Genomic DNA, 24,009 nt, shown 5'->3' with positions numbered 1-24,009 from the left:
CCGGGCGGTGGGTGGCCGTCTCGGGAACGAACCCGGCCAGTTGCTCTTCGCACAGGGCGCCGAAGCCGGTCGCGTCCAGGAAGGAGGTGAGCACGTTCAGGCCGGCGTGGGAAACCAGCGACTGGCCGGTCGGGGCTGCCGGGAGGGACGGGAAAACACGGGTATCGTTAAGCATCGAAAAGGTGAGCCCTGTTCTGGTGGATAAAAAGGTGTGGTACCTCTATTTTCCCAGATCAGCTCACCTTTTCGACGTTAAAGGCACTTAATGACGCCCCGCTTCATGAAAAGGCCGGGTTAGGCCTGGTTGGGATCGTATTTGCCGCTCGGCTGCCGGAATGGTGGGGGCCCGTGTCAATTCTTCTGATGATTGTGGCTGCCACTGCGTTCTTGTTTCATTCCATCGTCCACCGCCGGCAGAGGAGCGTAGCGGTCTAGATCGCCGCCACAAACGGTCGTTTTCGGTCGTCATGACCGGCGGCAATCCGTCACCGTTAGCAACGCCAGCGGTTTCCAATCAGCGGTGCCGCGCTAGTGCAGCCATACGGTGCGACATGGATCCTTTCAGTAGCGCGAGCGGGTCAGCCGCATTCAGCCGTTCCTTTCCCGCTACTTGCGGTTCAGTTGTCAAGTGAAGTCGCTGAGTCAATGATCTTGGCGAGGTCGAGGGGGCGGCTCCACATGGGCCAGTGCCCTGTGGGGAGGTCCAAGACATTGAGGTGCTCGAGGTTCGCAACTTCGGCAAACATGGGATGGCCTGCCCGGGCCAGCTCCATCACCTGTTCACTCGAGATCGAGCAGCACACCAGGGTGGTCGGGACGTTGCGGCGGGCCTCGTTCGTGAGTTCGACGGGCTGACGAAGCACAGGGCCGGGCTCCGGTACGGCAAGTGCGCGAAAGCGTTCGAGGACATCTGCGCTCAGGCCTTCGAGACTAGCCTGCTGCGCGAGCACATCGAACGACGGCAGCGGCAACTCATGGGATTCATCCGGGAATTCGGGGGCGAAGACACTGCCCGCCCCCACAGGGCCGGAGTCGACCCACACCACTCGGCGGACAAGCTCTGGGTGCTGGTCAAGGACGAGGCTGACGGGGGCGTTGGCCCCACTGTGGGCAACAAGAATCGCGGGCAGATTTCCGTGTTGAGAAATGACGCCAAGGATCGCGTCTGCCTGGTCGTCAAGAGTCTTCGCAGAACGTTCAGAATCATCCCCGTCAAGACCAGGCAGCGTCATTGCGATGGCACGATAGTGGTCGGTCTTCAGGTGTTCAAGGACTTCATTCCACGCCCAAGCGCCCAGCCAGTGGCCGGCGATGAGAATGATGGTCGGACTGTTCTTAGCGGTTGTCATGTCACAACTCTCGCAGGCTCCGCGGACAATGGTGTGTCACTATTTATGTCATGAATTCACCGGGATTTGAACTGTGAAACGAGCCGAACGGCTCCATGCCCTATCCGAGATGTTGCGCCGCAGCGGCGCGCGGGGGATCTCTGCCGAACGGTTGGCGAGCGAGTTCGAGGTGTCCGTGCGCACGATCAAGAGGGACCTCGATGCGTTAGAGAACAGCGGTGCGCCTTTATGGTCGCGGCCAGGTCCGGGCGGTGGCTACGGCTTGACCGTCGGCGCGTCCCTGCCGCCTGTCAGCCTGTCCCCGGCACAGGCCGTGGCGCTCATGGCAGCCGTGTCCGCTGCCCCCGATGCCCCCTACGCCGATCTGGCAGCAGCCGGTATCCAGAAGATCCTGGACGTCCTCGATCCCGGAACCCGAGCAAGGGCCGACGAGCTGGCCCACCGAGTCTGGGTCAACAAGCTTCCCTCTTCTTCTCGCGCAACCAGGTCGGCCCTGGAGGAGGCGATGGTCGAGCAGCGGGTAATCCGCATTCGCTACTCATCGGGAGACGGCACCACGACCACCCGCGACGTCGAACCTGTGCTGTTCGCCTCCACGAACGGCCAGTGGTATCTAGTTGGGTGGTGCCGAATGCGCAAAGCAGTGCGATGGTTTACCGTGTCGCGCATCGAGCGGGCCACCGTAACCAAGACGGCCTGCAGCGGCCACACCATCCACGAGGTCGGCGTACCGCCGGCGAACGCTAGACCGGTGCACGGTCGGGGCGAGTGAATCACTGGGGTAACGTGTTCGGTCTATTTCAATAGCGACCGCTCCATGCCTGAAACGCTCGTTTTCGCTCACCCCAACACACTGCCGTGTGTTCGTTCGGCTTAGACGCAGTTCGATATTCGATTGCCATTGCGGGCAACTTCACATACGTACTGTTACCGTAAAGACCCTCGGCACGAATCCGAGTCATCGACCAATGGAGACATCTTGGCCGCTCGCATCAGCCGAAATCAGGCCGTTTGGATCCTGCTCGCCATTGCTGCTGCCGGGTTTGCGGTAGCAATCGTCGGCTACGGCTACCTAATTACCAACGGTTGCGGCTCAGCCGGGGTATCCGAATTCTTCTCCGGGTTCCGTGCCTTCCATACCCAGGGTGGATGCTAAGACCGGCATTCTTGGTTTAGCTACCGATAACGGGAGAATATACAGAACTTTCCCAGGCCTGTTGAAAAAGGGCGACAGAGGACTTCTTTCCAACACGACGAAGTCCCGTTGAGGGTTCCCTGACGCGCTTTCAGAACAGGAAAACGATATTGCGCTGCGCTTCCAGAGCAGCATCCCGTTGGCCGACTCCCAACTGCGACGGTTCACCCGGGGTTGAGAACGAGGCCAAATGCGTGACTCGCGGCGGGCTCATCCAGACCGGGTTCGCGCGCTGGCACTTCCGCTACACCGCGAGGCTGCCTATCCTCGGACCATGGACGGTTCAGGCGCAGCAGTGACCTGGTTGGTGGACGGTTCGGTGAAACTCACTGCTCGCATCAAAGGGAGAGCAACGAGATGAGAGAACTTCGATACTCGATCAACGTCACGCTCGACGGCTGCTGCCATCACGAGGCAGGGCTCCCACCGGACGAGGAATCGATGAGCTACTGGACCGCCGAGATGGAGCGAGCCGATGCCCTGCTGTTCGGCCGGGTGACCTACGAGATGATGGAGTCGGCGTGGCGGAAGCCGGACACGGGCACGTGGCCTGGCTGGGTGGATGCGTGGCAGACCCCGTTCGCCGAGGCCATCGACCGGGCGAAGAAGTACGTCGTGTCGAGAACGCTTGGCGGGGTCGATTGGAATGCCGAGCTGCTAAGAGGCGACTTGGGGCAAGCGGTGCAGCGGCTCAAGCAGGAGCCAGGCGGTGGCCTGTGGGTCGGTGGCGTGACGCTCCCCCTGGCGTTGGCGAATCTGGGACTGATCGACGAGTACGAGTTCCTCGTGCAGCCGGTCCTTGCCGGACAGGGGCCGACGTTGCTCGCCGGTCTGCGCGAGCGCATCCAGCTCGAGCTCGTGGATCGCCATGATTTCCGATCGGGGGCGATCGCCCTGCGATACCGGACTACGCAAATAACGGCATGATGTGAGTTGTCCTGGCGAGTACACCGCTGCCTCGCCTTCGAAGCAACGATTCTCGCGCCTGGGATGAACGCTTCGTTCTCGGTCGCCAGCGGAAACGCTTGGGACAAAGCCCCGACCCCGAGGACTTCAGCGACGCCCAAGCCGTAACGACACACGCGGCATACGAACGACGCCGGGAGCGTCCCGGAGATGTTCCGCCTTCGGAACGAGCACGTATCGAAATCCGGGCCACGCCGCGTCATGAATCTGCCAGCCAGCCAGGCACGCGCTTACGGAGAAGTCTTGGCGTCGTAGATTTACGGAGTTCGTCGTCACCCAGGACAGTTAGGCTTTCTGAATGGACCCTCTGAACCAGCCCGTTTTGGATGCCTTGGATTATCGTCTACGCCCATTCGATGTGAAGGATGCTGGGTTGGTTCGAGAAGCCTCGATCGATCCATTAATTCCCTTGATCACGACTGTTCCAGCGAATGGTTCGGACGAGGAAATACTTGATTTCATCAACCGGCAGCACCATCGGCTTGTAGATCGATCCGGCTATTCATTCGCCATCGCGGATGCACGCTCTGATCAGGCACTGGGCCAAATCGGACTCTGGCTGAAAAATTCTGGTCAAGGCCGCGCCAGCGTCGGATATTGGATTGGTCCGTCTCATCGAAACAAAGGAATAGTCTCCGCCGCCCTGGATGCCGTATCAGGGTGGGGGCTTGGCTTGCCCGGTATACATCGGTTGGAACTTTACGTTGAGCCCTGGAATGAAGGATCTTGGCGAGCTGCAGAGCGCTGCGGCTACAGTCGCGAGGGGTTGCTGCATGGTTGGCAGGAAGTCGGCGGGCAGCGAAAAGACATGTATATGTACTCCCGTCTCAATTGACGTGAATGCGATCTGGGAAATACCCAATGTCGCTGAATTCGAGTGCCGTCCCCGAGCCCGGTAAGGGTTCCCCCAATTCTCGGGTCAACTCCTCCAATCCGATGGAGCGTTTTCGGCACGTTATTGAGGCCCCCATGGAACGTTTCCATGGGGCTCTTCCATTAATGTCCCATTGGGGTTTCCCTTGGGGAATATCCCGTCTGACGTGTTCAGCCGACGGCTAGTGCGGCACGTAGGCGATGCCACGCGGCATCAATGTAACGTTGCAACCATCGTGCCGGCCGTTTCTTCCCAAAGAAAGTCGAGAGAATTCTCCATGCCTGAACACCACTTCAGTCCGCTTCTCCACCAGTCCACGGCACCGTTCTCGCACTTCGTGCGGCATGGGAATACTGGCTACACCGCCGGAATCATCGGTCAGCGAACCGATGACGGTTCTCTTGTCTCAGAAGACGTTGCTCTGCAGTGCGAGGCGATGATGAACAAGCTGAAAACGCTGCTGGGTGAGCTCGGCCTGGGCCTTTCGAATATCCTGCGCACCACGATCTACCTGACCGACTACATCGACTTTGAAGCGGTCAACGCCGTCTATGCCAGGCACTTGCATGAGCCTTTCCCTGTACGCACCACTGTCCAGGTCGCGGCACTCCCATTGGGTGCGAAGGTTCAGATCGACACCGTCGTCGGGTTTTAGAACGCGTCCGGTCAGAGTTCGGCCTACGGGTATACAGCAGCCGTGCGGGCGACGGCGGACGCCAAAGCTCGTTGCAATCACTTCGCGTAGGCGCCCGGATCACTCATATGGAGGTTCATTCTTCCGAGACTTCTCATAAAGATTGGTCGTGACTCCGTGTTTGCCGGCCAGCATCATCGCGGCACCGGCGGGGAGGAGCAACAACAGCGGAAGCCACTGAGTGAAAGCGAAAACAACCAAGACAACTATCAAGACGATAAGCGGAGCGCTTTGGTACATCTTCGGCATTACGCCACCTCCATCGAAGTAGAACTGCCCTTGACTTGAGCCTACGCGCTATCTGCCCCGACAGGACTGACTTCCCGGAATCTGTCTCCCCTGCCTGTCCACAAATCCGGCACCGCATTCTTGGACGATCTACTCCTGCGGCTGCGGAGCACCGCCGAGATCCAGTCAGGCACACGCCGATCCGAGCATCGGATGACCGGCGAAGGACAGTGCATTGCCCGCAATGAAGATCCTGACCCGATAGTTGGCGGTCGTAGTTGTGGGTTCAAGCAGAAGTGTTGTTTTGCTCAGGCTTGTCCAACGGGCAAACGCCGCCATCCGGTCTTCGTTCAAGCTGTCGGCTCCGTGAACCAAGCCCGTGGGATTGCCCAACGTCAGTTCGGTCGTGAACACATCAATCGGCTCAAATGGAAAATCAACGCGACCCGGCTCCAATCAGAATCGCCATCGCCGGGACCGGCAAAGCGTGTCGATGTTCGACTAGCGAGAACAGCAGCGGGAGCAAAAAGCGAGCCGCCCGCTGCCGGAGCAACGCGCCCTATCCTTCGCCGCGGCGGGTCAAGCACGCCTGAGCACGGCCGGTGCATTTTTCCGCGGCGCAGGGGATAATTCCGTCCATGAGCAGCACGGAAAACGGGAAGCCGAAAGTCCTGAAACCTGCCACACGCCTTGCGCCGCCGGTCGACGCCACCATCACGCTGCCGGAAGCCATGACCGGCAGGGCCAGCCCCGCAAAAGCGGCGGTCGGCGACAAGCCGGTCTTCGCCTACCTCGCCAGCCTTCCACAGCCACAGCGCGGCATCGCCGAGGCGGTCGATGCGCTGGCCGCCAGGACGCTGCCCGGCCTGCAGCGCTCGGTGAAATGGGGCATGGCGTACTACGGTGTCGGCGACGGGTGGTGCTTCAGCTGCGGCGGCTTTGCCCGGCACGTCAAGCTCATGTTCGTCAACGGCACGGCCTTGGAACCCGTACCGCCGGTGACGCCGGTGGGGATGGGCAAGGCGACGCGAGGCGTGGAGCTTGAATCCATTGACGACATCGACGAACCTCTGATCGTGGAGTGGATGAAGCAAGTCACCTCGGTGCCGGGTGTGGGCGGAGCCAGGAAACCCTGAATGCCCAGCAGTCGCCAAGAAATGGTTCGCCTCAAATCCATGGCACGTCAGCCGAAAAGCACCCCAAAGGTGGAGGCCATCGGCGCAACCGTACCGGAGCAGGTTGTCATGCGCCGGCAGGGGAACGCGTGCTTTCCCGCTGCAGGTGAAGGAACCTGAAATAAGACTCCCATGTCCGTGGTTACATCAGGTATGAGCGAAAATGAAAAAATTGCCCCATACATCCCCGAAGCCGGTGCGGTCACGATGTTCACCACCTCGTGGTGCGGCTATTGCCGCAACCTCAAGCGCCTGATGGATGCCAAGGGAATCGGCTACACCGAGGTAAACATCGAGGAAGTGGAAGGCACCGCGGAGCTGGTGGAATCCTTCAACGGCGGGAACCAGACGGTCCCGACCCTGATCTTCCCGGACGGGACCTCCGCAACAAACCCGCGGATTGAGGAAGTTGTCGAGCGGGTCTAGTCGGGCTGTGATTGGATGGAGGGGTGCCCCTCGCCGAAAGGCGGACGGCGCCCCTTCCTCGTTAAGCTTTGCGTCGCATGATTGCGACCGCGCATGAATGGAGTGACATGTCACAAAAGGTCCAGGCCGTCATTGTCCGTGCCAAGGACGCCCCCGTCGAGACGGTGACCATCGTGGTTCCGGACCCGGGTCCGGGCGAGGCTGTCGTTGACATCCTCACCTGCGGCGTCTGCCACACCGACCTGCACTACAAACTCGGCGGGATCGGCAACGACTACCCGTACCTGCTCGGCCACGAGGCCACCGGTGTGGTCTCGAAGATCGGCGACGGCGTGGCCAACGTCGCCGTCGGCGACCGGGTGATCCTGAACTGGCGCGCGGTCTGCGGGCAGTGCCGCGCCTGTGCCAAGGGCCAGGCCCAGTACTGCTTCAACACCGCCAACGCCACCCAGAAGATGACCCTGGAGGACGGCACCGAGCTCTCCCCCGCCCTGGGCATCGGCGCGTTCGCCGAAAAGACCCTGGTCGCCGCCGGCCAGTGCACCAAGGTCGATGAGGATGTCGACGCCGCCGCCGTGGGCCTGCTGGGCTGCGGAGTCATGGCCGGCATCGGTGCGGCCATGAACACCGGAGAGGTCAAGCGCGGCGAGTCCGTGGCCGTAATCGGCTGCGGCGGCGTCGGCATTGCCGCGATCGCCGGGGCGAAGCTGGCCGGGGCGACCACCATCGTGGCCGTGGACATCGACGACGACAAGCTGGCCATGGCCAGGAACATGGGTGCCACGCACACCGTGAACTCCAAGACCACCGACGCGGTCGAGGGCATCAAGTCGCACACCGGCGGCTTCGGTGCCGACGTGGTCATCGAGGCCGTGGGCCGCCCGGAGACCTACAAGCAGGCGTTCTACGCCCGCGACCTGGCCGGACGGGTGGTGCTGGTCGGGGTCCCGACCCCGGAGATGAAGCTGGAGCTGCCGCTGCTGGATGTCTTCGGCCACGGCGGATCGCTGAAGTCCTCCTGGTACGGCGATTGCCTGCCCTCGCGCGACTTCCCGATGCTGGTGGAGCAGTACAAGCTCGGCCGCCTGGACCTGGATGCGTTCGTCTCCGAACGCATCGAGCTCGGCGATGTGGAGGCCGCCTTCACCAAGATGGGCGAGGGCAAGGTCCTGCGTTCGGTGGTGGAACTCTAATGTCGGCACAGATCCAAAACATCGTCACCTCCGGCACGTTCTCCCTGGACGGGGGCACCTGGGAGGTGGACAACAACGTCTGGATCATCGGGAACCAGGATGAGGTCTTCGTGATCGACCCGGCCCACGAACCGGCCAAAATCAAGGAAGTCGTGGGCAACCGCGCGGTCAAGGCCGTGCTGCTGACCCACGGGCACGACGACCACATCCGCTACGCCCGCGAATTCGCCGATCTGGTCGAGGCACCGATCCACCTGAACCCGGCCGACACGATGCTCTGGGAGAACGTGTTCCCCGGAACCACCGCTGACCACGAGATCACCGACGGGCAGGAGTTCGAGGTTGCCGGCACCACGCTGGTGGCCCTGCACACCCCCGGGCACTCCCCCGGTTCCACCTGCTTCTACGTGGAATCGCTGGGCACCCTGTTCTCCGGGGACACGCTGTTCAACGGCGGCCCGGGTGCCACCGGGCGCAGCTATTCGAGCTTCGAGACGATCATCGACTCGATCCGCGAACGCCTGCTCACCCTGCCGGCGAGCACCGTGGTGAACACCGGCCACGGGGATGCCACCACGATCGGTGCCGAGGCACCGAACCTGGACGAGTGGATCAAGCGCGGCCACTGACCGGCATTGATCCGCGGTGTGGGCGGCGAAGGCACGGTTTCCGTGTTTTCGCCGCCCACACCCTTGTTCAAGGAACAGGCAACCGTCGCGACCGGTGCCTTCTGCCTGGATGCCTGCGACCGGCGGATGGCCGCCTCATGATGAATCCTCCCAACTACCGAGAAGGACATAGGCAATGGACCTGATCATCACGTGGGTACTTTTTGTTGTGCTTGCGGCGGTCATTGTCCACTCCATCAGGACGGAACGGCCCACCCGCTCGGAGCCTGCACACCGTGGCGGAAAGCCGCTGCCTCGGAACCGCGTCGCGAGAGTGTTCGCGTCCTTCCAAGTCATGGCCTGGTGCTTGATCTTCTGCGCGGTGGCGTTCCTCATCTCGGCCGTCATCGGAACCGCCGACGCATTGTTCTGACCGGCAGCCGCGAGGAAGCACTTGGATCCTGGATATCGAAAGACCAGCAAATACCGTTGACCCGGGATGGCAAGGGCTTCAAACTCCCAGGTCACCGATCGTGCTGTCGTATCGCGTAGCGGACGCATCGTTCATGAGGATGCCGAACATCTCGGTAATGTAGACGGCGACGGCCGCATGCCGGGCAATCAGGTCGGCGCTTTCGCCGAGCGCCACGCGTACCGGGTCCAGCGCCTGCGTGGCAGGGTCGGCGGCAGCGGCACGAAGCAGTTTCAGGCGCTGCGCACCGGAGGTATGGCCGAGTTCGAAAAGCACCCAGTGGAACAGGTGCATCAGGGCGGTATCACGGTCAAAGCCTGCATGCGCGACCATGGAGTCTTTTTCCTCCACGGTGAGCTCGAACCCGCGGTAAAGCGCGAGGCCGAAGTCCGTGAACAGCAGCCTGCCCTCGTGCACCAGGATGTTGCCCGGATGCACATCGAAGTGCTGGAGCCCTTGCGTATCCATCCATGCCGCGGCCTCCATGAGCTGGGCGACCACGTCGGGGAAAACGCTCGCCCCGGTTCCGGCGGCCAGGCTCCTGCGCAGCCAGGCGCCCAACGTCTCCGGCACGTGCTCGAGGAAGAGCACCATACTCTTGCTTGCGTCCTTCATCGCGGTGAGTTCCCGCTGGACCTCCGGCCAATGAGTCCCCCATCGGCGCTGCGGAGCATCGCCGTCAAATTCATGCAGGTCCGATGCGGACTTCAGGTCAATGACTCTCCACTCCAGCAAAAGCGGGAAGAAGTCCGCCGCTCCATCGCGAACCCACCCGGTGGTCGCCTGGTGTGCCGCCAGCTCCCGGCCCACTCCGTGGGTCGGGCTTCCTATCCCGTAGTGGCAGGTGAAGGGAAGCCGGAGGCGGATGGCCGTGGAGGTCGGGTCCGCCTCTTCGCTGCGGGTCAGCGGGAGCTGTTTCACAAACACGGCCGTTCCGCCGATGCTGGCCGTCTTGGTGGTTCCCCCGATGCCTGTGCCAACGGGCTGTGCGGTTTCGAGGAGCCGCCGCACACCGGCATCGTCGAGGCTTGTGAGCACGTCGGAGAGCCTGCGTGCCTTGTCAATGCGTGCCGTCATGACTTCACCCTACGGGCCGGCCCCTGCCGCGCTCGGCATATCGGTGGTTCCGGCCCCGGGCGGCTGGAGCGTCAGGCTGCCACGCGCGGATCGTCGCGGTGGCGGTGCTCCCGAACGAACCGCCTCGAGTCGCCTATCGGGCATTCCGGCCGCCAAGGACACTCCTGCGGGCGCCGTGGCGCAGTGCGGACGACGTGGGGACGCAGACACATCCCCTACCGTGCTACGGCACCAGCAGCCGGCGAATGACCCTGCCCTCGGCCAGCGCGTCCAGCGCCTCGTTGATCCGGTCCAGCGGGCGGGTGTCGGTGTGCAGCAGGTGCACCGGCAGCCGGCCCTCGCGCCAAGCCCGGACGTAAAAGACGATGTCCTCGGCCGGGCGGGCGTCCCCCATGTAGGACCCCAGCAGTCGTTTTCCCGCCCCGGCGAAGCCCAGCGCCGGCACGGTCAGCTGCGCCTCCGGGTGCGGCAGCCCCACGCAGACCACCGCACCGCCGCGGGTCAGCACACCCAGGGCCTGTCCGATCACTGCCGCGGAGCCGGAGGCCTCGATCGCGACGTCGACCCCGTCGCCGGTGGCCGCGGCGACCAGGTCGCCGGCTTCCTCGGGGGTGCCGACGGCCGTGGCCCCGCAGGCCAGCGCCAGGGCGTGCTTGTCAGTGTTCGGGTCGATGGCGATGATGCTGCCGGCGCCCTGGAGCGCCGCGCCCATGACCGCCGCCAGCCCCACGGCACCCAATCCGTAGACGATCACCGATTGGCCCGCCTCGAGCCGCGCGGTGTGGCGGATCGCGCCGATGCCGGTGAGCACGGCGCAGCCGAACATGGCCGCGACCTCGTCGGGCACGTCATCGTCGATGGGCACCAGTGACTCGGCGGCCACCACCGCGTGGCTGGCAAAGGCCGATACGCCCAGGTGGTGGTTGATCCGCTCCCCGTGTGGCCCCCGCAGCAGTGCCGGGCCGTGCAGCAGGTTCCCGTCGGTGTTGCTGGCCGCGGCCCGGTGGCACAGCGCCGGGCGCCCGGCCGCGCAGGCCCGGCAATCCCCGCAGCTGGGCACGAAGACCAGCACGACCTTGGCGCCGACCTGCAGGTGGTTCACCCCCTCGCCCAGGCTGGCGACCCGGCCGACGGCCTCGTGACCCAGGGCCATGGGCAACGGCCGGGGACGGGAGCCGTTGACGACCGAGAGGTCCGAGTGGCACAGCGAGGAGAGGATGATGTCCACCCCGACCTCACCGGCGCGCGGGCGCGGGCTGTCAAGCTCCTCGATCCCCAACGGGCGGCTTTGGGCGTAGGGAACGGTCGCGCCGGCGGGCAGCTCGCGCAGGATCGCGGCGCGCATCACGCGTTCCACCCGCCGTCGAGCACGTAGGAGGCCCCGGTGACCATGGCGGCCTGCTCCGAGGCCAGGAAGGCAACGAGCGTTGCGACCTCGTGCGGTTCAACGAGCCGCTTGATCGCGTTCCTGGCGAGCATAACCGTTTCCAGCACGGCACCCTCGCCGATCCCGTGGGTGGCGGCTTGGTCCTTGAGCTGTCCTTCGACCATGGCGGTGCGCACGTAGCCGGGGTTGACGCAATTGCTGGTGACCCCGTGCGGTCCGCCCTCCCGGGCGGTGGCCTTGGAGAATCCTTCCAGCCCGTGCTTGGCCGCCACGTAGGCCGACTTGAATTCGGAGGCGCGCAGGCCGTGGATGGAGGATATGTTGATGATGCGCCCGTATCCCTGCCGGTACATGTGCGGCAGGGCCGCCCGGGTGAGCAGGAACGGGACCTCGAGCATCAGGGTGAGGATCCGGCGGAAGGCTGCGGGCTCGAAGTCCTGGATCGGGGCGATGGTTTGCACCCCGGCGTTGTTGATGAGCACGTCCACCTCCAGCCGCGGCGATTCGAGGGCGGCGGTGTCCAGGAAGTCCATTTCCCACGTTTCCCCGTTGATCTCCCGCGCCAGCGCGTCGGCCGCGGCCCCGTCGCGATCGGCAACGACCAGGTGTGCACCTTGGCCGGCCAGCGTGCGGGCCATGGCCGCGCCCAGTCCCCCGGCACCTCCGGTGACCAGGACGCGTTTGCCGGCCAGTCCGGTGAGCATGGGCGGATAGTGCGTGGGTGCCGGCATCTCGGCCATGTCGTGTACCTCCGGGGTCGGGCAATGCTCGGTGCATTAGGCCGAGTATTGCCCGGTCCCTCCCGCCACGCAATGCCCACCCGCGCACAGGGCGTGTGCGTGCGGCGCCTAGGGCTCCAGCCGCGCCGCGGCGAGCACCTGGGCCAGGTGCATGCCCCGCGCGTCGGTGCCCTCGGAAATCTGGGTGCGGCAGGAGAAGCCGTCGGCCAGCACCAGGTCCCCCTCGGCCCGCCCGCGGATCGCCGGGAAGAGCTCGCGCTCGCCGAGGGAGCGGGAGAGCTCGGCGTGCCCGGGCTCGAAGCCCCAGTTTCCGGCCAGCCCGCAGCACCCGGTGTCGATCTCCCGCTCGTCGATGCCGAGGCAGGCCAGCACCTTCGCGGTTCCGGAGTGGTCACCGAGGGAACGTTCGTGGCAGTGGACCTGGGAGACCGCCCCGGCGCCCAACGCACCGAAGGGCCAGGCGGCGCCGGGTTTGCCGTCCTCCGGCAGGTGTCCGGCGACCAGGTCGCCGAAAGGCACCACGGCGGCGGCCAGGGCGGCTGCGCGTGGGTCGTCCGGGAGCAGCTCGGTGATTTCGTGTCCCAGCATCACGGTGCAGGAGGGCTCTAGCCCGATGACCGGGTAGCCGACATCCAGCAGCGGTTCCATGACCGTCAGCGTGTGCCGGATGACCCGGCGGGCGGCCTCCAGCTGGCCGGTGGAGTGCCAGGTCAGCCCGCAGCAGACGAAGCCGTCGGGAACGATGACCGTGTAGCCCAAGGCCTCGAGCACCTCGACGGCGGCCTTGCCCGGGGAAGTGTCCAGGTGGTTGTTGAAGGAATCCGGCCAGAGCACCACGGTGGAGCCGGCGGCACCGGCCGCGGCGGTGCTCTTCGGGCGCTTGGCGAACCAGCGCTGCAGGGATTCGGGGGCGAAGGTGATCATGGTGCGGGTCGGCTCGATGCCGCCGAGCCTCTTCACCAGCTTCTCCACCGGCTTGAGCCGCAGCAGCGCGTTGGCGGCAACGGCCGCCCCGGGGACCGCATGCAGGATCCGGGTCAGGACCGGCAGCCAGCCCATGGTGTAGTGGGCCATGGGGCGCAGCCGCTTGGCGTAGAAGCGGTGCAGGAATTCGGACTTGTACGTGGCCATGTCCACGTTGACCGGGCACTCGGAGGCGCAGGCCTTGCAGGACAGGCACAAGTCCAAGGCCTCCCTGACCTCCTCGGAGCGGTAGGCAGAGGGCAGGGATTCGCCGCGGAACATTTCGGAGAGCACCCGGGCCCGTCCCCGGGTGGAGTGCACCTCATCTCCGGTGCCCTGGAAGGAAGGGCACATCGCCCCCTCGTCGGAACGGCACAGCCCCACCCCGACGCAGCGGTTCACCGCGTTGAGCAGTGATCCCTTGTCCCGGGAGAGCGCATGGACCGGCGAGAGCTCGAAGGTGCGCTGCCCGGGCCCGGGGCGCAGCCTGTCATCGATCCGCTCGGGGTCGATGAGCACCCCGGGGTTGAACAGCCCGGTGGGATCGAAGATGTTCTTGAAGTCCTTGAAGGCGCCCATCGCTGCCCCGCTGTACATGGTGCCCAGCAGTTCGGAGCGTGCGCGGCCGTCCCCGTGTTCCCCGGAGAGCGATCCGCCGTAGCGGGCCACGGTTTGTGCGGCGGCTTCCATGAAGGAGCGGAAGACCGCCACGCCTTCCTCGGTGCCCAGGCTGAAGGAGATGCGAACGTGCACGCAGCCCTCGCCGAAGTGGCCGAACGGGATTCCGCGCAGGCCGTGCGTCTCCATCAACGCGTAGAGGTCGCGCAGGTAATCGGCCAGGTGTTCGGGCGGCACCGCCGAGTCCTCCCAGGAGGGCCAGGCCTCGCCGCCGTCCGGAAGCCGGGTCACGATGCCGGCGGCCGCCTCGCGGATCCGCCACAGCGTGCGGGCCGCTGCAGGATCCGTGACGACTTCCGCGTCAATGGCGTTGACCGACTCCGCGGCCAAGCATTCGCTGGCCAGGGCCACGGCAAGGGCCCGCGCCGCCTCGGGGGTGTCCCCCGCGGTTTCGCAGAACAGCCAGCCACCTGCCCGCTCGATCCGCCCGTAGGGTCCGCCCATGCCGGGAAGGTCGGATCCGGCCAGTTCCTGTCCGGGGCGCGAGCGCAACGCGTCGAGCAGGTCCCCGCCCATGCCCTCGGCCGTGGTGATGCCGGGGCGGCGCATGGTGGCGGCCGCCGCCGCGGCGTCGAAGACCGTTGCGAAGGCTAGCACCGCCAGGGCCGTGGCCCGCGGTTTTTCCACCAGCTTCACGGTGAGCTCGGTGATGATTCCGCAGGTGCCCTCGGTCCCGGCGAAGGCGCGGGCGGTGTTGAACCCGTTTTCCGGCAGCAGGTGGTGCAGCCCGTAGCCGGAGACCTGCCGGGGGAAGCGGCCGAGCTCGGTGCGCAGCACCGAGAGGTTCGCATCGCGCAGTTTCTTCAGCCCCACATCCAGCTCATGGTCGTCGGTTCCGTTGGCGCCCAGGGTTGCGGTGGACCCGTCGGCGAACATGACCTTGACGGACTCGACGTTGTCCGCCGCGGTGCCCCAGGCCAGCGAGTGGGAGCCGCAGGCGTTGTTGGCGACCATGCCGCCGACGGTGCAGCGGCTGTGGGTGGAGGGATCGGGCCCGTAGGTCAGCCCGAACTCCGCCGCCGCGTCGCGGAGCTTGTCGCACACGACCCCGGGCTGGATGCGCGCGGTGCGTGTCTCCGGGTCGATCGACAGGATCTTGTTGAAGTAGCGCGAGGTGTCCAGCACCAAGCCCTCGCCGATCGCGTTGCCAGCCACCGAGGTTCCGCCGCCGCGACTGGTGACGGACAAACCCTCGGAGCGTGCGTAGGCCAGGGCCAGGGCGATGTCCGTCTCGCTGCGCACCTCCAGCACCGCTGCCGGGATACGCCTGAAGATCGAGGCGTCCGAGACATAGGCGGCCCGCGTTCCCATGTCGGTGCGCAAGCGCGAACGCATCTCGGCAACCGCATCAACCGTGGTGGGCATGGTTTCCATGGGAAGGACCTCTCATCCGGGGCACGTGAAGCCACAGTAGCATGTTACGTACAATTAACGATATGGTTGCTGCCAGAAGCTCCCATCCGCCCGCTTGCGCCCGAAAAATGAGAGAATCAGACCATGACCATTCCCCATTCACGCACCTTGCCCCAACTCGGGCAGTCCCTGACCGACCAGGTCATGAACCACGTGCGCCACTCCGTGGGCAGCGGGGAGATGGAAGTCGGACGGCTCTACAGCGTCTACCAGCTCGCCGAGCAGCTGGGAATCTCGCGCTCGCCGGTCCGCGACGGACTGCTGCGCCTGGAAGAGGCCGGGCTGATCGAATTCTCGCGCAACCGCGGATTCCGGGTCATCCCCACCAGCCCGCACGACGTGGCGGAAATCTTCTCGCTGCGCCTGGCCCTCGAGGTTCCGGCTGCGCTTCGAGCCGCCCATGCCAACACCCCCGCATTGGCTGCCACGTTCAACGACCTTGAGGCCCACATGCGCTCGGCCGCCGAACGCGGGTCCCTCGACGAGTTCTTCGACCTGGACCAACAGGTGCACGACACCATCCTGAGCGCCGCGGGTTCCAACCGCGGCCGCGGCATCGTGAACCGGCTGCGCGATTCCACCCGGCTGCTGGGGGTCTCAACGGCCGGGAAGGAGCGCTCACTCACCGAGATCCTGGGCGAACACGCTCCCGTCATCGAAGCCATCAAGGCCGGCAAGGGCCAGGAGGCAGCCGCCGCCATGCGCGAACACCTCACCCGCACCGGGCAGCTGCTGGTATCCCAGGCCATCACCGCCCAGCACCTCGATCTTGACCCCGACGAGCTCTGGCGGGAATACACAACCGGATACTGACCAGCGCTTATCGGACTTGGCCATGGCATACTGATGCCCATGGACGACACCACTCCCACCTCGCAAGTCCCCTCACGTGCACAGCTGACCAGGCTCCCGGTGTTCGCCGCGGTCCTGGCTGGATTGCTGCTGCTCGCCGGAATCCTGGTCTTCGCACTCGGCCCCCGGGAGGCGGACACGTTCGGCTGGTTCGCCTACGCACCCGTGGGCGAGGCCACCGGTGCGCCGGGCATGCACTTCCTGACCACGTCGCAGGTCACCGGCTGGCTCCTGCTCGCCATGGCCGTCTGCGCGTCCGCGCTCTGGGCGGGATTCATCCTGGGCCGGCGCAACCGCTGACCAACCGGGTTCCGGCTTTGCCTAGGTTTCGACCAGGTCGGCGTGGCGTCCGTATTCGGCCAGCAGGTCCTTGGTGAAGGCTTCGGTGGTGTAGCCGGGCAGCAAATCATCTGCCGCACCGACGGTGGCCGGGTCCATCTCGATCCCCATGGCCCGGTAGACGGAATCCAGCACCGCACGGATCGGTGCCGAATCCTCGATGACGAACACGCTGGAAAACAGCCAGGCCCCCGACACCACCCGCTGGGCGGTGCCCACCAGCTTGACGGGGTTCCGCGCCATGGATCCAACGCCGGGGATGCCGTGGACGCTGTAGTCGCCGGCGCAGTATTCCCCGGGGATCTCCCCCACCCGTGCATCGATCCCCGAGGCTCGCAGGGCATCGGCGTAGAGCTGGCCCAAAACCTTGAAGCGGTGCTGGTGGCCCATCATGGCCTCGACGGCCGGCTCGACGTGGTCCACGATCACCGTGCCCGAGTGGTAGGCCGCAGCCCGTCCCCCTGCCTTGCGCACCACCGGGGCAAAACCCTGCTCCAGGGATTCCGCAACGGCCCGGGCGTACCCCTCCAGTCGCACGTCGCGCTGCCCGAAGGCCACCGTCGGGTTCGGGCGGTAAATCCTCAGCGTCGCCGGCAAGCTGCCCTCGCGCACCGCGTTCAGCAGCGCGACCCCGGCCATCAGATCCGCCTCCGCGTCGCCCGACGACTCCTCAACGCGTACGTGAAGGGCGTGGTCGGCATCGGGATTCCAAAGACTCATGGGCACGATTCTAGGTCCGGATGCCCCGCAGGGAATAATGGGTGTCGTGCCGAAACAACAAACGCCCCTGATACTGCTCGGAGGGGCCTCCGGATCCGGAAAATCCTACCTGGCCCACCGCTTCGGCCGACCCCACATGGAGCTGGACAACTTCTACCGGGAGATCTCCGAGCACACCCCGGCGACGCCGTTGCCGCAGACCGGATACGGGGAAATCGACTGGGACCATCCGGGCACCTGGAACTGCGACAAAGCCGTCGATGCCTTGATTGAGTTGCTGGAATCCGGGCAGACCCAAGTCCCCAACTATTCGATCAGCACCTCCAGCTACGACGGGACGCGCGGGATCGAGCTCAATGGCGGCCCGCTGCTGTCCGAGGGGATCTTCGTGTCCGAGATCTTGGGACCACTGCAGCGCCTCGGCGTGGACGTCCAGGCGTACTACATCGAGGTCTCGCCGCTGTCCACGGCCATCCGCCGCTTCGTGCGCGACATCAAGGAGCGGCGCAAGCCGCTGGGGTTCCTGCTCAAGCGCGGCTACTCGCTGTTCCGTGCCGACCGGCAAATCCGCGGCAGGCACCTGGCCGCCGGGTTCGTCCCGATGAAGAAGAAGTCCGTCAAGGCGATGCTGGCGTCGTTGGCCGGCTAGGCGCGGGCCCGGACAAGATTGGCGAACGGCAAGCACCCGTAATGGTCCTGGAACTGCGCATGGTAGTTCGCTTGGGCTTCGTTGAGCGCCTCCGCAGGCAGTTCCTTCCATGCCACCAGCAGGGACCCCGCTTCGGCCAGCTGCCAGATCAGTCGGCCGTCCCAGTGCCCCGGCGGCTTTCCCTTTCCGAAGTCCACGAATTCCTGGATCTGGCGTCGCAGCCCGCGGTTGCCCTTGCTTCCGGGGCCGGCCTTGCCGATGAACAGCACCTCCGCATCCGCCACCCATGCGGCGGACAACTCGGCGTTGGCCAGCGAGGGGTTCTTCTTCTTGAAAACCCCTGCGGTGCTCTTGGCAAGGAACCGCGGCTCAAATCCCGCAGGACGCAACACGGCGAAGATGCCTTGGTGTTGCGGAATCCGGTTGATTTCAAGGGCCTCGATGGGCCGGAACCCTGCGAATCCATCGTCTTTGAGCGCTTTTTTGTCTAACTTCATCGGAATCCTTGGATCTGGGCGGCGGGATTGTTGTTGGCTTTTTCCCGCAGCTGCGGTGAATCGCACCTCCGATGCTACCGGGCCGGCGTGGCGCAGCACTTCCCGATGCCCGCGAGGAGGCAGAACCCCGGACCGGCCAAACCCCGCGACCGCCCGCCGCCGCCATCAAGCTTCGGACACCTAGCCCCTGCGGTCCCGTGCCATCGCCCCATCGTGCGGGTCTCCGGCCACGGCGGCCGGTTGACCTAGTCCGCTCGGATGAAAAGCCTTGGTGGTGCCACCCAGGTCCGAAGGCGGTACAGCTCCCGGCCCTTGACCAATGCCGCGGGCCGGGTTGCAATGGATGCAGGAGGCCCGGCATCCCAAGAGTCCGGACCCTGGACCCGGAGGTGGCGTGGTGCTCGCCCCAATCCTTGGAGCGCTGGCCATGCTCGCTGGCGTCCTGACGACATGGATCGTCAACACCCGCCCCGCTTCCGAGCAGGATCCCGACGCCCGGTTCTGGTACGTCTTCACCGGCGCCTGCGTGGCGGCACCGCTGGTCCTTGGTGCAACCGTGATCGACCGATGGATCGGCGTCGCAACATTGGCCGCGGTGGCAGGTACCGTCCTGGCCGCAAACAAATATTCCTGCCGCATCTTCCGGATCCGAGTGGCCGCCGAACACGAGTCGATCCTGGCGGCCGAGCACTCGGCCCTGGCCGCACGCCACGAATGGGTGCTCCGGGCCTGGAGCCGCTACGAACTGGATCCCGAGGCGGCCATCAACCATCCGTCAATGAACGATGTCTCCAAGCCGCCGACCGCGGCCCTCGTCCGTGCACTGGCTGCAGCCGAGGACATCCGCCATCACCGTCAGGAACACGCGTCGGGCGGGGCCGATGCCGACTACCGACAAGCAGTCCTCGACCTGGAAGCCGCCTTCCGGCATGCCCAACTGGCCGCTGAATGGATGCCCGGCGACGCTGCAGGCATCCCGAACAACGTCCTGCACATCGAATCGGCGGACCGGCTTCGACCTTGTTGAAAGCCCGCGCCCGGTCGTAGCATCAAGACAGGAGCGGCGATGGAATCTTTGAGCTTGGCAACCCCGTCCATCCCCCCTGCAGCCCGAAACGGTCAACACCATGAGCACCGACGCCAACCACTCCCGCCATTCCAAGGATTCACCGGCCTTCGTTCCGCTTCAGGGCAGCGAACGCGGCCCCGAGCCCGGACCCGCCGCCACGCCGGGCCTGCGCGTCCCGGCTCCCGATGGCCAGGAAATCGAGATCAGCATCTACCTGCGCCGCCGGCGGCCGGTTCCCGAACAGCATCTTCCCGGCGGCCCGCCGGACGGCGACCCCGGAACCGGCCACGGAGCAGATCCCGCGGACATCGAGCTGGCCACCCGAACCCTGAGCGCGTTGGGCGCCCGGATCATCCACGCCGATCCCCAAACGCGCTGCCTTCGAGTCGGAGGAACCACCGGGACCCTGGCGGCGATCTTCGGCACCCGGGTGGAAATCCTCCAGGGCAACGCCCCCGCACCGCGGCGCCGCCGCACCGGCGGCCTGTCCGTCCCTGCGGAGCTGGATGGAATCATCACCGCGGTGCTCGGACTCGATGACAGGCCCGCGGCCCGTCCCCGGTTTCATTTCTCCCCGGCAGCCACCCAAAGCGCCAGTTACACCCCGCTCGACTTGGCCCGCATCTACGACTTCCCCGCAGGAGCCGACGGCAACGGAACGGTGATCGCCATCGTCGAACTTGGCGGCGGCTACGGGATGGCCGACCTGCAAGCCTATTTCTCCTCCCTCGGCATCCCGGTTCCGAAGGTCACCGCCATCGGTGTCGACGGGGCCTCGAACGTGCCCGGAGCAGACCCGCAGGGCGCCGACGGAGAGGTGCTGCTGGACATCGAGGTCGCCGGGGCCCTGGCCCAGAAGGCGGAGATCAAGGTCTATTTTGCCCCCAACACCGACGCCGGGTTCATCGACGCCGTGGCCCGGGCTGCCCACGATTCCCCCACCCCGGCGGCAATCAGCATCAGCTGGGGGCAGTCAGAGGACCAATGGACGGAGCAGGCCCGCACCCAAATGGACGAGGCCTTCGTCGACGCCACGCTGCTGGGAGCCACGGTGACAGCGGCCGCGGGCGACAACGGCAGCGCAGACAACGTGCCCGACGGGAAGAACCATGCAGATTTCCCCGCCTCCAGCCCGCACGCCCTGGCATGCGGGGGCACGAGCCTGCTGGCGGATCCGCTCACCGGGAAAGCGGCCTCGGAAACGGTGTGGAACGACTCGGCGCATTCTGCCACCGGCGGCGGGGTCTCGGATGCCTTCGACGTCCCGGCATGGCAGGGCCACCTGAGCGTGGCCACCGGCACCGCACCCGCCACGGCCCTGGACGGACGCGGCATTCCGGACGTCTCCGCCGTGGCGGACCCGCGGACCGGCTACAAGGTGCGCATCGACGGCAGCGACATGGTCATCGGCGGCACCAGCGCCGTCGCACCGCTCTGGGCGGCATTGCTGGCGCGGCTGGCCGGGACCTCCGGGCACGGCGGCGGGCTGCTTCAACCGGCCCTCTATGCGGCCGCGCCCGCGGGCACCACGGGTTCCGGGTTCCGCGACATCATCGCCGGAAACAACGGAACCTACCTGGCCACGGCCGGCTGGGATGCCTGCACAGGCCTGGGGGTGCCGATCGGCACGGCCCTGGCCGTTCGGATCCGCGGTTCCGTTGCCGCTATTTCTGCACCGGGGCCGGACGCACCGTGAGGATCTGTTCACTGCGCCCGAAGGGCCCGTGCACATCGTGCAGCACCGCGCTGGTCAGCCCGATGCCATCGGTGCCGTAGGTCTGCTGGGCCTGGATCCCGAGCCACTGGCCCACCGGCCCGCGATGCATGTGGATCTGCAGGTCGACGTTCGGGAACATCCAGGATTCGGGTCCCGGTTCCACGCGGGGCGCCACTCCGTTGGCTGTGTCGACCATGCCCAGCAGCCGCACCAGGTCCGAGGTGTGCGTTCCGGCCACCATCTCGAAGTTGTTGCGCATCCACACGATGCCCCTGCCCGGGCGGTGGCCGTCCGCGCCGCGGAATTCCAGGCCCTCGATGTACCCGCCGGGCCACGGCGTCATGCCGGCGAAGGCCTCAAGCTCCTCGGGGTGCACCACCGCGGCATCCTCGGTGGCTGCCACCGCGGAACTGTCCAGTGTCGTGAGCCTCCAGCCGCGGGCGACGATGCAGGTGCGGCCGCGCGAAACCATTTCCGCCTCGATCAGCTCGATGGTCCGGCCCGGGCGGAGCATGCGGGTTTTGACCTCGAATTCCCCGCCGTGGATGATCCCGTAGATGTCCAGGGACACCCGCGCCATGCGCATGTCGCTGCGCGGGGCGAAAAGTTCCAGTTCGTGCACCAGCACCCCGGTGGCCGGGGCCATGTGCTGCTCATGCGGGTTCCAGGCGCCTTGGGCGTGCACCGTGGACCGGTAGGTGCCCTCCCCTGTTGGCTCGTAATAGAACTCGCCCACCGCGAGTTCCGGAAGGTTCTGCTCGGCAGCCGTATGCGTCATGGTCCTTGGTTCCCTTGTTCCCGTGGCGACGTCGCCACCGTGTTTCCGGGATTCAGCTTAGCCAGCAATGCGACCCGGACCACAATCCGGGCCGGGCCAGGAATCCCGGTGGCCGGCACCGCCCCCTTGGCGGGCCCCGCGCCGCCCGCATAGGGTGGGGAACAATCGTCCCGACCAGCAGGAAGAGATACCGATGGGCACTGTCGCCGAAAACATGATCGCCACCCTCAAGGCCAACGGGGTCAAACGGATCTACGGGGTGGCCGGGGACTCGCTCAACGGCCTGACCGATGCCATGCGCAAGGACGGATCCGTCTCCTGGCTCGGTGTGCGGCACGAGGAAAGCGCCGCGTTCGCCGCCGGGGCCGAGGCGGAGATGACCGGGAACCTGGCCGTGTGCGCCGGAAGCTGCGGGCCGGGAAACCTGCACCTAATCAACGGCCTCTACGACGCGAACCGCAACCGGGTCCCGGTGTTGGCCATCGCCGCCCACATCCCCAGCTCCGAGATCGGCAGCAACTACTTCCAGGAAACCCACCCGGCCGAGCTTTTCCGCGAGGCCAGCGTGTTCTGCGAGGTCGTCTCCACCCCGGACCAGATGCCGCGCCTGCTGGAAATCGCCATGCGGACCGCGATCGAGCGCCGCGGCGTGGCGGTGCTGGTGGTGCCCGGCGACGTCGCCCTGGCGCAGGCAACCGGCACCCGGACCTCCGTGATCACCGCCAGCCGCTCCGCGGTGCTCCCCCACCCCGAGGACCTGGCCCTTGCAGCCGGCCTGCTCAACGCGGGCCGGCGGGTCACCATCCTGGCCGGCGCCGGCGTGGCGGGTGCCCACGCGCAGGTCATGCAGATTGCCGACCTGCTCGGCGCTCCGGTGGTGCATGCGCTGCGCGGCAAGGAGCACATCGAGTACGACAACCCCTATGACGTCGGGATGACCGGGCTGCTCGGGTTCGCCTCCGGGTACCGGGCCATGGACGCGGCGGACACCATCCTGCTGCTGGGCACCGACTTCCCCTACCAGCAGTTCTACCCGCAGGACGCGAAGATCATCCAGGTCGATGTGCGCGGGGAGCAGCTGGGCCGGCGCACCAAGATCGACGCGGGCCTGGTCGGCACGGTGGCCGACACCCTGGAGGTCCTGGCGCCGCTGCTTGAGCGGAAGACCGACACCACGCACCTGGCCGACGCGCAGAAGCACTACCGCAAGACCCGCGAGAAGCTCGACGACCTGGCCACGCCGACGCGCAAGGGCACCAGGATCCACCCGCAATACCTGGCCCGCACCCTGGACGAGCTGGCCGACGAAGACACGGTGTTCCTGGCCGATGTCGGCTCCCCGGTCGTCTGGGCCGCCCGGTACCTCACCATGAACGGCAAGCGCCGGCTGCTCGGGTCCTTCAGCCACGGCTCCATGGCCAATTCGATCCCGCAGGCCATCGGGGTCCAGGCCACGCACCCGGAGCGGCAGGTCGTGACGCTCTCGGGCGACGGCGGACTCGCCATGCTCATGGGCGACCTGCTCACCCTGGTCCAGTCGAAGCTGCCGGTGAAGATCGTGGTCTTCAACAACTCGTCGCTGAACTTCGTGGAGCTGGAGATGAAGGCGGCCGGCTTCGTCACCTTCGCCACCGACCTCGAAAACCCGAACTTCGCCGACGTCGCCACGGCACTGGGAATCCGCGGCTTCCGGGTGGAGAATTCCAAGGACCTGCCAGGGGCGTTGCGCGAGGCGCTGGCCCATGAGGGCCCGGCCCTCATCGACGTGGTGACCGACCGGCAGGAACTGTCGATGCCGCCGGCCATCACCGCGGAGCAGGCCAAGGGCTTCGCGCTCTATGCAATCCGGACCGTGATGTCAGGCAAGGGAGACGAACTGCTGGATCTGGCTGCCACCAACTGGCGCCAGCTCTTCTAGCCCGCGGGGGCCCGGGGCGCAGCGCCGCAACC

25 protein-coding genes and 1 pseudogene are annotated in these 24,009 nt (G+C 65.9%); 16 read left to right on the top strand and 10 right to left on the bottom strand.

What is annotated here, in order from left to right:
* Positions 1-175: pseudogene (locus BLJ79_RS23855) on the bottom strand (IS1380 family transposase); the annotation flags it as partial.
* A 442-nt stretch (positions 176-617) separates the two neighbouring features.
* Entirely contained in the window at positions 618-1,349 is a 732-nt protein-coding gene (locus BLJ79_RS19820; protein ID WP_071216502.1) for an alpha/beta fold hydrolase, read from the bottom strand.
* A 73-nt stretch (positions 1,350-1,422) separates the two neighbouring features.
* Between BLJ79_RS19820 and BLJ79_RS19815 the strand changes: the two genes are divergently transcribed.
* The 5 genes from BLJ79_RS19815 to BLJ79_RS19805 all read left to right on the top strand — a co-directional run bounded on the left by BLJ79_RS19815 (position 1,423) and on the right by BLJ79_RS19805 (position 5,039).
* On the top strand, positions 1,423-2,121 hold the full coding sequence (locus BLJ79_RS19815) for a helix-turn-helix transcriptional regulator (protein ID WP_083411495.1): 699 nt from the start codon (positions 1,423-1,425) through the stop codon (positions 2,119-2,121).
* 207 nt (positions 2,122-2,328) lie between these two features.
* Positions 2,329-2,505 (top strand): hypothetical protein, encoded by a 177-nt coding sequence (locus BLJ79_RS23465; RefSeq protein ID WP_175475547.1) that lies wholly within the window; start codon positions 2,329-2,331, stop codon positions 2,503-2,505.
* A 396-nt stretch (positions 2,506-2,901) separates the two neighbouring features.
* Complete coding sequence (locus BLJ79_RS19810) at positions 2,902-3,471, top strand: dihydrofolate reductase family protein (protein ID WP_071216500.1); 570 nt, start codon at positions 2,902-2,904, stop codon at positions 3,469-3,471.
* A gap of 337 nt (positions 3,472-3,808) precedes the next feature.
* Entirely contained in the window at positions 3,809-4,345 is a 537-nt protein-coding gene (locus BLJ79_RS22645) for a GNAT family N-acetyltransferase (protein ID WP_083411494.1), read from the top strand.
* A gap of 316 nt (positions 4,346-4,661) precedes the next feature.
* Positions 4,662-5,039, top strand: a complete 378-nt coding sequence (locus tag BLJ79_RS19805) for a RidA family protein (protein ID WP_071216499.1) — start codon at positions 4,662-4,664, stop codon at positions 5,037-5,039.
* Positions 5,040-5,492: 453 nt separating this feature from the next.
* On the opposite strand, the gene BLJ79_RS22640 is transcribed toward BLJ79_RS19805, so the two are convergent.
* Complete coding sequence (locus BLJ79_RS22640; RefSeq protein ID WP_083411493.1) at positions 5,493-5,762, bottom strand: PhzF family phenazine biosynthesis protein; 270 nt, start codon at positions 5,760-5,762, stop codon at positions 5,493-5,495.
* 182 nt (positions 5,763-5,944) lie between these two features.
* On the opposite strand from BLJ79_RS22640, the gene BLJ79_RS19795 reads away from it, so the two are divergent.
* The 5 genes from BLJ79_RS19795 to BLJ79_RS19775 all read left to right on the top strand — a co-directional run bounded on the left by BLJ79_RS19795 (position 5,945) and on the right by BLJ79_RS19775 (position 9,141).
* Positions 5,945-6,442 (top strand): DUF1801 domain-containing protein, encoded by a 498-nt coding sequence (locus BLJ79_RS19795; RefSeq protein ID WP_071216497.1) that lies wholly within the window; start codon positions 5,945-5,947, stop codon positions 6,440-6,442.
* A gap of 192 nt (positions 6,443-6,634) precedes the next feature.
* Positions 6,635-6,907, top strand: coding sequence for a glutaredoxin domain-containing protein (locus BLJ79_RS19790; RefSeq protein WP_071216496.1), 273 nt, complete (start codon positions 6,635-6,637; stop codon positions 6,905-6,907).
* Positions 6,908-7,014: 107 nt separating this feature from the next.
* A complete protein-coding gene (locus BLJ79_RS19785) occupies positions 7,015-8,100 on the top strand; it encodes an S-(hydroxymethyl)mycothiol dehydrogenase (RefSeq protein WP_071216495.1) in 1,086 nt (361 codons plus the stop codon).
* Positions 8,100-8,729, top strand: a complete 630-nt coding sequence (locus BLJ79_RS19780) for an MBL fold metallo-hydrolase (protein ID WP_071216494.1) — start codon at positions 8,100-8,102, stop codon at positions 8,727-8,729. Before BLJ79_RS19785 ends, BLJ79_RS19780 begins: the two co-directional genes overlap by 1 nt.
* Before the next feature lie 175 nt (positions 8,730-8,904).
* On the top strand, positions 8,905-9,141 hold the full coding sequence (locus BLJ79_RS19775; RefSeq protein WP_071216493.1) for a hypothetical protein: 237 nt from the start codon (positions 8,905-8,907) through the stop codon (positions 9,139-9,141).
* 78 nt (positions 9,142-9,219) lie between these two features.
* On the opposite strand, the gene BLJ79_RS19770 is transcribed toward BLJ79_RS19775, so the two are convergent.
* The 4 genes from BLJ79_RS19770 to BLJ79_RS19755 form a co-directional block, all read right to left on the bottom strand.
* The gene (locus BLJ79_RS19770) at positions 9,220-10,257 is read right to left on the bottom strand and encodes a phosphotransferase (protein ID WP_071216492.1); all 1,038 of its coding nucleotides are present in this window, start codon (positions 10,255-10,257) and stop codon (positions 9,220-9,222) included.
* A gap of 223 nt (positions 10,258-10,480) precedes the next feature.
* Positions 10,481-11,602 (bottom strand): zinc-binding dehydrogenase, encoded by a 1,122-nt coding sequence (locus BLJ79_RS19765; RefSeq protein WP_071216491.1) that lies wholly within the window; start codon positions 11,600-11,602, stop codon positions 10,481-10,483.
* Positions 11,602-12,384, bottom strand: a complete 783-nt coding sequence (locus BLJ79_RS19760) for an SDR family NAD(P)-dependent oxidoreductase (protein ID WP_502686117.1) — start codon at positions 12,382-12,384, stop codon at positions 11,602-11,604. Before BLJ79_RS19760 ends, BLJ79_RS19765 begins: the two co-directional genes overlap by 1 nt.
* Positions 12,385-12,492: 108 nt before the next feature.
* Positions 12,493-15,390, bottom strand: a complete 2,898-nt coding sequence (locus BLJ79_RS19755; RefSeq protein WP_502686116.1) for an FAD-binding and (Fe-S)-binding domain-containing protein — start codon at positions 15,388-15,390, stop codon at positions 12,493-12,495.
* Between the two features lie 132 nt (positions 15,391-15,522).
* Between BLJ79_RS19755 and BLJ79_RS19750 the strand changes: the two genes are divergently transcribed.
* Positions 15,523-16,251: a GntR family transcriptional regulator gene (locus BLJ79_RS19750; protein ID WP_071216489.1), complete on the top strand. Its 729-nt coding sequence runs from the start codon at positions 15,523-15,525 to the stop codon at positions 16,249-16,251.
* Between the two features lie 39 nt (positions 16,252-16,290).
* Positions 16,291-16,590: a hypothetical protein gene (locus BLJ79_RS19745; RefSeq protein WP_139194979.1), complete on the top strand. Its 300-nt coding sequence runs from the start codon at positions 16,291-16,293 to the stop codon at positions 16,588-16,590.
* Positions 16,591-16,611: 21 nt separating this feature from the next.
* Here BLJ79_RS19745 and BLJ79_RS19740 read toward each other — a convergent pair whose 3' ends face one another.
* The gene (locus tag BLJ79_RS19740) at positions 16,612-17,349 is read right to left on the bottom strand and encodes a lipoate--protein ligase family protein (protein ID WP_071216487.1); all 738 of its coding nucleotides are present in this window, start codon (positions 17,347-17,349) and stop codon (positions 16,612-16,614) included.
* A gap of 37 nt (positions 17,350-17,386) precedes the next feature.
* Between BLJ79_RS19740 and BLJ79_RS19735 the strand changes: the two genes are divergently transcribed.
* Positions 17,387-17,998, top strand: a complete 612-nt coding sequence (locus BLJ79_RS19735) for a uridine kinase family protein (RefSeq protein WP_071216486.1) — start codon at positions 17,387-17,389, stop codon at positions 17,996-17,998.
* On the opposite strand, the gene BLJ79_RS19730 is transcribed toward BLJ79_RS19735, so the two are convergent.
* A complete protein-coding gene (locus BLJ79_RS19730; protein ID WP_071216485.1) occupies positions 17,995-18,495 on the bottom strand; it encodes a hypothetical protein in 501 nt (166 codons plus the stop codon). The two genes, BLJ79_RS19735 and BLJ79_RS19730, sit on opposite strands and share 4 nt — an antisense overlap.
* 397 nt (positions 18,496-18,892) lie before the next feature.
* Between BLJ79_RS19730 and BLJ79_RS19725 the strand changes: the two genes are divergently transcribed.
* Both BLJ79_RS19725 and BLJ79_RS19720 read left to right on the top strand, forming a co-directional pair.
* Complete coding sequence (locus BLJ79_RS19725; RefSeq protein ID WP_139194978.1) at positions 18,893-19,522, top strand: hypothetical protein; 630 nt, start codon at positions 18,893-18,895, stop codon at positions 19,520-19,522.
* A gap of 100 nt (positions 19,523-19,622) precedes the next feature.
* A complete protein-coding gene (locus BLJ79_RS19720; protein ID WP_071216483.1) occupies positions 19,623-21,260 on the top strand; it encodes a S53 family peptidase in 1,638 nt (545 codons plus the stop codon).
* On the opposite strand, the gene BLJ79_RS19715 is transcribed toward BLJ79_RS19720, so the two are convergent.
* Complete coding sequence (locus tag BLJ79_RS19715; RefSeq protein ID WP_083411492.1) at positions 21,229-22,059, bottom strand: thioesterase family protein; 831 nt, start codon at positions 22,057-22,059, stop codon at positions 21,229-21,231. The genes BLJ79_RS19720 and BLJ79_RS19715 overlap by 32 nt on opposite strands.
* A 193-nt stretch (positions 22,060-22,252) precedes the next feature.
* On the opposite strand from BLJ79_RS19715, the gene poxB reads away from it, so the two are divergent.
* Complete coding sequence (gene poxB / locus BLJ79_RS19710; RefSeq protein ID WP_071216482.1) at positions 22,253-23,977, top strand: ubiquinone-dependent pyruvate dehydrogenase; 1,725 nt, start codon at positions 22,253-22,255, stop codon at positions 23,975-23,977.
* Positions 23,978-24,009: the final 32 nt, after the last annotated feature.

It is taken from the genome of Arthrobacter sp. UCD-GKA, from assembly GCF_001863355.1.
Taxonomy (GTDB): domain Bacteria; phylum Actinomycetota; class Actinomycetes; order Actinomycetales; family Micrococcaceae; genus Paeniglutamicibacter.
This window is presented reverse-complemented; position numbering and strand designations above follow the sequence as displayed.